The 7714-nt window shown below is 35.8% G+C and carries 6 protein-coding genes and 1 other annotated feature; of the genes, 5 read left to right on the top strand and 1 reads right to left on the bottom strand.

Features of this window, described 5'->3' with window-relative positions:
• The coding region (locus Q5O73_RS09265) for a SpoIID/LytB domain-containing protein (RefSeq protein ID WP_302669542.1) at window positions 1-905 on the top strand (905 nt) is incomplete at its 5' end.
• A 2-nt stretch (window positions 906-907) separates the two neighbouring features.
• Here the strand turns inward: Q5O73_RS09265 and Q5O73_RS09260 are convergent.
• Window positions 908-1759, bottom strand: a complete 852-nt coding sequence (locus tag Q5O73_RS09260) for a YihY/virulence factor BrkB family protein (protein ID WP_021953299.1) — start codon at window positions 1757-1759, stop codon at window positions 908-910.
• A 263-nt stretch (window positions 1760-2022) separates the two neighbouring features.
• Window positions 2023-2256 (top strand) — a binding site (T-box leader).
• Window positions 2257-2332: 76 nt separating this feature from the next.
• Here Q5O73_RS09260 and pheS point away from each other — a divergent pair.
• The 4 genes from pheS to queA all read left to right on the top strand — a co-directional run bounded on the left by pheS (window position 2333) and on the right by queA (window position 7522).
• Window positions 2333-3352, top strand: a complete 1020-nt coding sequence (gene pheS, locus Q5O73_RS09255) for a phenylalanine--tRNA ligase subunit alpha (RefSeq protein WP_302624286.1) — start codon at window positions 2333-2335, stop codon at window positions 3350-3352.
• An 18-nt stretch (window positions 3353-3370) separates the two neighbouring features.
• Entirely contained in the window at window positions 3371-5788 is a 2418-nt protein-coding gene (pheT, locus tag Q5O73_RS09250) for a phenylalanine--tRNA ligase subunit beta (protein WP_302629493.1), read from the top strand.
• Window positions 5789-6004: 216 nt separating this feature from the next.
• Window positions 6005-6463, top strand: a complete 459-nt coding sequence (gene dtd / locus Q5O73_RS09245; RefSeq protein WP_021953295.1) for a D-aminoacyl-tRNA deacylase — start codon at window positions 6005-6007, stop codon at window positions 6461-6463.
• A gap of 33 nt (window positions 6464-6496) precedes the next feature.
• Window positions 6497-7522 (top strand): tRNA preQ1(34) S-adenosylmethionine ribosyltransferase-isomerase QueA, encoded by a 1026-nt coding sequence (gene queA, locus Q5O73_RS09240; RefSeq protein ID WP_302669543.1) that lies wholly within the window; start codon window positions 6497-6499, stop codon window positions 7520-7522.
• Window positions 7523-7714: the final 192 nt, after the last annotated feature.

Here is a 7714-nt window from a genome sequence, read left to right as displayed (position 1 = left end):
GAATGGTTGTGGTAAATCAGGTGGATATGGAAAATTATATTGCGGCAGTTATATCCAGTGAGATAGGAGAGGAATCTTCATTAGAGGCATTAAAGGCACAGGCTGTGTGTGCAAGAAATTTTATTATGAAATCTAATGCTTTAAAATATGAAAAGTATAAGGCAAATGCTGATGACAGTACTGATTTTCAGGTGTACAACAGAATAAAGCCGGGAAAAAACAGCAAAAAGGCGGCAGAAGAAACTAAGGGAGTAGTAATGACTTACAAAAACAAGTTAATAAAGGCTTATTATTTTTCCACATCCTGTGGATATACCACCGACTACAAAATATGGGGTAAGGAGAAGATGAATTATTTAAAGGGGGAAAACTTTACGGAAAATTCCAAAAGAAATGTAAAAAATCAGTGGGAGTTTAAAAAATTTATTAAAAAGAATGTAAATGGAATTGAAAGCAAATATCCATTTTACAGGTGGAGGGTTTATTATACCAATGAGCAGTTAGAAAATTCCATTTATAACACCACAGGGGTAAATGTGGGAAATATAAGCCGTATTGAAGTAAATGAGAGAGGTGCCGGGGGAATTGCTTCCCAGATTACCGTGTACGGTGACAAAAGACAGATTGTTATGCAAAATCAAAATGAAATAAGAAAGGCGTTATGCTCATGTTACGGAAAAATTAAATTATGTGATGATACCACAAGAGCTGGAATGACCATGTTGCCTAGCGCATTTATTCTGTTGGAAAAGGAAAAGGGAGGCTATACCATATATGGTGGTGGCTTGGGTCATGGCAGTGGAATGAGTCAGAATGGAGCCATGGAAATGGCAAAGTCAGGGAAAAATTATAAAGACATCCTAAAAAGCTATTATCATGGTATTGAAATAAAGAATGCTAATTAGGATTACTTTTGAACTTTTTCATAGTAAAATGCCTCTGTTTCAGGATGAAGAAGCTTATTTATTTCTGCACCGATAAATAAAATATAGATACAGAAATATATCCAAAGCATTATAATAATAAATGCCGTAAGACTTCCGTACATATAGGACATATTCGAAAAATTATCAATGTAAATAGAAAATACATATGAAAAAATCATCCATCCAAGGGCAGAAAAAAGAGCTCCCGGTATACATTTTTTTATTGTTGTAAGCCTGAAGTTAGCTATTTTATACAGTATAATGAAAAATCCCGATAAAATAACAAAAGAAATAAGATATCTTAATATAAGGGTAAGTATTGTAACATTCTCCAGTATTGGAATAAAGGACAAAAGAAGATTAAATATCCTGTTACCAAATACCAAAAGAACCATGGTTACAATAATTGCCAGTAAAAATAAAATAGTATAGAGCATAGAAACAAAACGTGATATTAAATAGTTCCTATCACGGTGAATTTTACTGATTTCATATAAACCAAACATTACTGAAAGAACCCCCTTAGAGGCAGACCAAACTGCGGCAATAGCCACAATGGAAAGCAACGTTCCTGATACATGGGTATACAGCTCACCAATAATCTGAATGAGAAGGGGCTTAATAACATCCGGTGAATAACTGTTGATAATCCTTATAAGGGCATTTTTGTCTAAACTTGTCATACCAACTACGTTTAAAAACAAAAGTAAAAAAGGAAATAGTGACAAGGTAATGAAAAATGATGCCTGGGCGGTATATATTCCAACTCTGTCTTTTCCCATTCTATAAAAAAATCCATATATATTCAGGGCAAAATTCATAATTTTTTTCATCTTAATCTCCGTTTATATAAAGTATATGCATTAGTATAACATTTTTTCCCGGGATGGCAAATATGTACAGGGAAAACAAATTATGATAGGATAATGTTATTATGGATTCAGGAAGAGGAGGCTTTGTGAAAAGTAGCAGGGAAACAATTATAAAAAACATAATATGTGTAGCATTGGTATGTGCAATAGGAATTGTAAGATTAAACCTATAGATAATTTTCAAACTTGACAGTAATATTTTTGTATGTTAAAATTTGAATGTTGTAAAGGCAATGAATGTGTAAGTAGACAGCTGTTTTCTTTAAGAGAGAGAGACTCACCGGCTGAAAGGTCTCTTAAGTTCAGACAGTGGTTGAATTTCCCACAGGAGCCGCACTTATGAACGGATTCCTTAGTAGTTTGTGACGTGAGAGGCGCGTTAAGCATAAATGAGAGTTTACGGATATTATTCGTGAGAATATGGGTGGTACCGCGGAAGTGTATATTTCGTCCCTGCATCGTATGATGCAGGGACTTTTTGCGTTAGCAATAAAGAAAATTATTTATTAAAATAAAGATGAAAGGACAGGTAACATGAAGGAGAGATTAGAAGCAATTAAAGAGGAAACAATTGCAAAAATCAAAAATGCCGAAGATTTAAATATTCTTAATGACATAAGAGTAGAAATCCTTGGAAAGAAGGGACAACTGACAGAAGTTCTTAAGGGAATGAAGGATGTTGCTCCGGAAGACAGACCAAAGGTAGGTCAGATGGTTAATGATACAAGAAAAGCCATTGAGGAAAAAATGGAGGAAGTTAAAGCCCAGTTACAGGAGAAGGCAAGAGAAGCAAAACTTAAGGCAGAGGTTATTGATGTTACACTTCCTGCTAAAAAGAACAAAATAGGACACAAGCATCCTAACACATTGGCATTAGAGGAATTGCAGCGTATATTTGTGGGAATGGGATACGAAGTGGTAGAAGGTCCTGAAGTGGAATACGACTATTACAACTTTGAGGCACTTAATATACCGGCAAATCATCCGGCTAAAGATGAACAGGATACATTTTATATTAATAAAAATATCGTTCTTAGAACCCAGACTTCATCAGTTCAGGCAAGAGTAATGGAGAAAACACAGCCGCCTATCAGAATTATTTCACCAGGCAGGGTTTTCCGTTCAGATCAGGTAGATGCAACACATTCACCATCATTCCATCAGGTTGAAGGTCTTGCAATTGACAAAAACATTAACTTTGCAGATTTAAAGGGAACGTTACAGGAATTTGCCAAGGAGTTGTTTGGACCTGATACAAAGACTAAATTCAGACCTCATCACTTCCCGTTTACGGAGCCAAGTGCAGAAATGGATGTTTCATGCTTTAAATGTGGAGGAAAGGGATGCAGATTCTGTAAAGGCGAAGGCTGGATTGAAATTTTAGGATGTGGTATGGTACATCCTCACGTACTTGAAATGTGTGGAATTGATCCTGAAAAATATCAGGGATTTGCATTTGGAGTAGGATTAGAGAGAATAGCATTGTTAAAATATGAAATAGATGATATGAGACTGTTATACGAAAACGATGACCGTTTCTTAAATCAGTTCTAAAGAAAGGAGTTTACAATAATGAATACACCATTATCTTGGATAAAAGCATATGTTCCTGAACTTGAATGCAGCGATCAGGAGTATATGGATGCAATGACTTTATCAGGAACAAAATGTGAAGGCTACGAGAGATTAGATGCTGATCTTGACAAAATCGTTGTAGGACAGATTGAAAAAATAGAAAGACATCCGGATGCAGATAAGTTAGTTATCTGTCAGGTAAATATAGGAACAGAAACTATTCAGATAGTTACTGGAGCACCAAATGTTGAAGAAGGTCAGAAGGTTCCTGTAGTTTTAGATGGAGGAAGAGTTGCCGGAGGACATGACGGCTCAAGAACACCGGGAGGAATTAAGATTAAGAAGGGCAAGCTTAGAGGAATAGAATCCTGTGGTATGATGTGCTCTATTGAAGAGTTAGGCTCATCAAGGGATTATTATCCAAAGGCACCTGAAAACGGTATATATGTATTTGATGATGATGTGGAAGTAGGGGCTGATGCTGTAGAAGTGTTAGGTCTTCATGATACAGTATTTGAATACGAAATCACGTCTAACAGAGTTGACTGTTACAGTGTAATGGGTATTGCAAGGGAAGCAGCAGCTACATTTAAAAAGCCTTTTGTGGCACCAAAAACAGCTCCTGTGGGAAAAGACGGAGATGTAAATGATTACATTTCAGTTGAAATTAAAGATAGGGATTTATGTAAAAGATATTGTGCAAAGGTAGTAAAAAATGTAAAAATAGCTCCGTCACCGGAATGGATGCAGAGACGTCTTGCAAAAATGGGTATCAGACCTATTAACAATCTTGTAGATATTACAAATTATGTAATGGAAGAGTTTGGACAGCCAATGCATGCTTATGACTTATCAACAATAGCAGGAAATAAAATTGTTGTAAGACGTGCAAATGATGGAGAAACATTTGAAACATTAGATGGTCAGGAAAGGAAATTAGACAGCGAAATGCTTATGATTTGCGATGGTGAAAAGCCTGTAGGCTTAGCAGGAATCATGGGTGGAGAAAATTCAAAAATAAATGATGATGTTAAGGATATGCTTTTTGAGGCAGCATGTTTTGATGGCACCAATATCCGTCTTTCATCAAAGAGAGTAGGACTTAGAACTGATGCATCAGGAAAGTTTGAAAAGGGACTTGACCCTAATAATGCAGAGGATGCAATTAACAGAGCATGTGAGCTTATTGAAGAGTTAGGTGCCGGTGAGGTTGTTGCAGGTATGGTAGATGTATATCCTGAAAAGAAGGAGGAACATACTATTAAATTTGATCCTGATTATGTAAATAAACTTATTGGATTTAACCTTACAGAGGAACAGATGGTAAGTTATTTCCCTGCTCTTGAGCTGAAATATGATGCTGCAACTAAGACAATTACGGTACCTACATTCAGACAGGATTTAATTGGTATGTGCGATATTGCTGAAGAAGTGGCAAGATTTTACGGATATGCCAACATTCCTACAGCACTTCCAAGTGGAGAGGCAACAGCAGGAAAATTATCCTATAAATTAAGAATAGATGAAATTGCAAGAAGAGTAGCTCTTTACTGTGGATTTTCACAGGGAATGTCATATTCATTTGAAAGCCCGAAGGTTTATGACAAATTGCTACTTCCTATGGATTCTGATATGAGAAAATCCATTATTATTTCAAATCCTTTAGGAGAAGATTTCAGTGTTATGAGAACATCATCTCTTGGAGGTATGCTTACATCATTAGCTACAAACTACAACAGAAGAAACAAAGACGTAAGACTTTTTGAAATGGGAAATATTTATCTTCCAAAAGCTTTACCACTTACAGAGCTTCCTGATGAAAGAATGCAGTTTACATTAGGATTTTATGGTGATGGTGATTTCTTTACAATGAAAGGTGTTGTGGAAGAATTTTTAGAGCAGGTAGGAATGAAGGACAGAGTACACTATGATGCTGATGCAGGTAAATCATTCCTTCATCCGGGACGTCAGGCTAACATAGTTTATGACGGAAATGTTATTGGATATTTAGGAGAAGTTCATCCTACAGTATGTGAAAATTATGACATGAAAACAAGAGCATATATTGCAGTTATTGACATGCCATATGTATATGAAATGTCTTCATTTGATAAGAAATATGAGGGCATTGCCAAATTCCCTGCTGTCACAAGAGATATTTCAATGGTAGTTCCAAAGAATATTTTAGTGGGACAGATAGAGGAAGTTATTGAAAAGAGCGGCGGAAAGAATCTTGAAAGCTACAGTCTCTTTGACATATATGAAGGAGACCAGATTGAAGAAGGATTCAAGTCAGTTGCTTATTCAATAGTATTTAGGGCAAAGGACAGAACATTAGAGGAAAATGATGTTTCAAGTGCAATGAAGAAGATTCTTAAAGGACTTGAAGAAATGGGAATCCAGCTTAGAGGATAGAACCTTAAGGGTAAGTTGATTAAGACAGGCATATCATAAGTGGTGAAAACTACAATGGTATGTCTGTTTTTATAAGAATCTAAAAAATAGAAGGGGAAAATGTGAAAAAACACCATTATATTTAGCTTATGAAACAGATAAACTTCTTTAGTATTTTACAAAGCTTAAAAGATATTGTAAACTAGTAGGCGGACAATAAAACAAGAGGTGATAAAAGTGAAGTTTGTGATACAGCGTGTAACTGATGCTAAGGTTTCCGTAGATGGAAAAGTAGTTGGCAAAATAGGAAAAGGATTTATGGTTCTTATAGGAATTGCCGGTACGGACACTGTGGAAATTGCTGATAAAATGATTAAAAAACTAATTGGAATGAGAATTTTTGAAGATGAAAATGGCAAAACCAATTTAGCTTTAAAGGACGTAGGTGGAGAGCTGCTTCTTATTTCACAGTTTACTTTATATAGTGATTGTAAAAAAGGTAACAGACCTTCATTTGTAAACGCCGGTGCACCGGATATGGCAGATGAAATGTACCAATATATTATATCACAGTGCAAAAAAGAAATAGATGTAGTTGAAAAGGGAATATTTGGAGCGGATATGAAGGTAAGCCTTGTAAATGACGGACCTTTTACCATTGTGTTAGATAGTGATGAAATAATAAAGAACAAATAGAAAAGAGGATATATTATGTGTAGCGAAAATAAAATGAGTTTACATGATTATTATTATGATTTGCCTGAGGAGTTAATTGCTCAGGATCCTTTAGAGGATAGAAGCAGTTCCAGACTTATGGTACTTGATAAGGAAACAGGGAATGTGGAGCATCACGTATTTAAGGAAATAATAGATTATTTAAATCCGGGAGACTGCCTTGTTATAAATGATACAAAGGTTTTGCCTGCAAGATTGTATGGAAACAAAGTAGGAACAGACGCAAAAATCGAAGTTCTTCTTTTAAAGAGGCGTGAAAAGGATGTGTGGGAAACTTTAGTTAAGCCCGGCAAAAAATGTAAGCCGGGAACTGTTATTAACTTTGGCGACGGCATTCTTACAGGAGAAGTTATTGATGTAGTTGAGGAAGGAAACCGACTTATTAAGTTTAATTATGAGGGAATATTTGAGGAAGTATTAGACAGGTTAGGTGAAATGCCTCTTCCACCATATATTACCCACAAACTTAAAGATAAAAGCAGATACCAGACGGTATATGCCAAGTATGAAGGCTCAGCGGCAGCACCAACGGCGGGACTTCATTTTACTAAGGAATTATTAGAAAAAATCAGGGAAAAGGGTGTTAAAATTGCCCACGTTACCCTTCATGTGGGACTGGGAACTTTCAGACCGGTAAAGGTTGACAATATTTTGGAACATCATATGCATTCAGAGTTTTATATGGTGGATGAAGAAGATGCTAATCTCATTAATACATGTAAAGAAAATGGTGGACGCATTATTTCAGTTGGAACTACCAGTACCAGAACATTAGAAACAGTAACAGATGAAAATGGAGTGGTACATGAAGGTAGTGGATGGACACAGATTTTCATTTATCCGGGATATAAGTTTAAGGCAATTGATTGTCTTATTACCAATTTTCATTTGCCTGAATCAACACTTATTATGTTAGTGTCAGCTTTAGCCGGTAGGGAAAAGGTACTTAATGCTTATGAAATTGCAGTTAAGGAAAAATACAGATTTTTCAGCTTTGGCGATGCTATGCTGATTATTTGACACAAAATCTTACATTTGTGAAGTAATCAATTTCGTCATCAAAGTTTTCAATTACATCATTTTGGGTAGAAATGATTAAATTGCCGATGCTCTGCGGGGTGTCGGCATTTTGTTTGGTGTGAAAAATCTGTAAAAATGCGGAAAACACTTGCAATGGCGGTAGGTCATGCTATCGTAAAGTCAAGATAAAAC

The sequence above is a fragment of the Eubacterium sp. AF15-50 genome, from assembly GCF_934835595.1.
Classification (GTDB): domain Bacteria; phylum Bacillota; class Clostridia; order Lachnospirales; family Lachnospiraceae; genus Eubacterium_G; species Eubacterium_G segne.
This window is presented reverse-complemented; position numbering and strand designations above follow the sequence as displayed.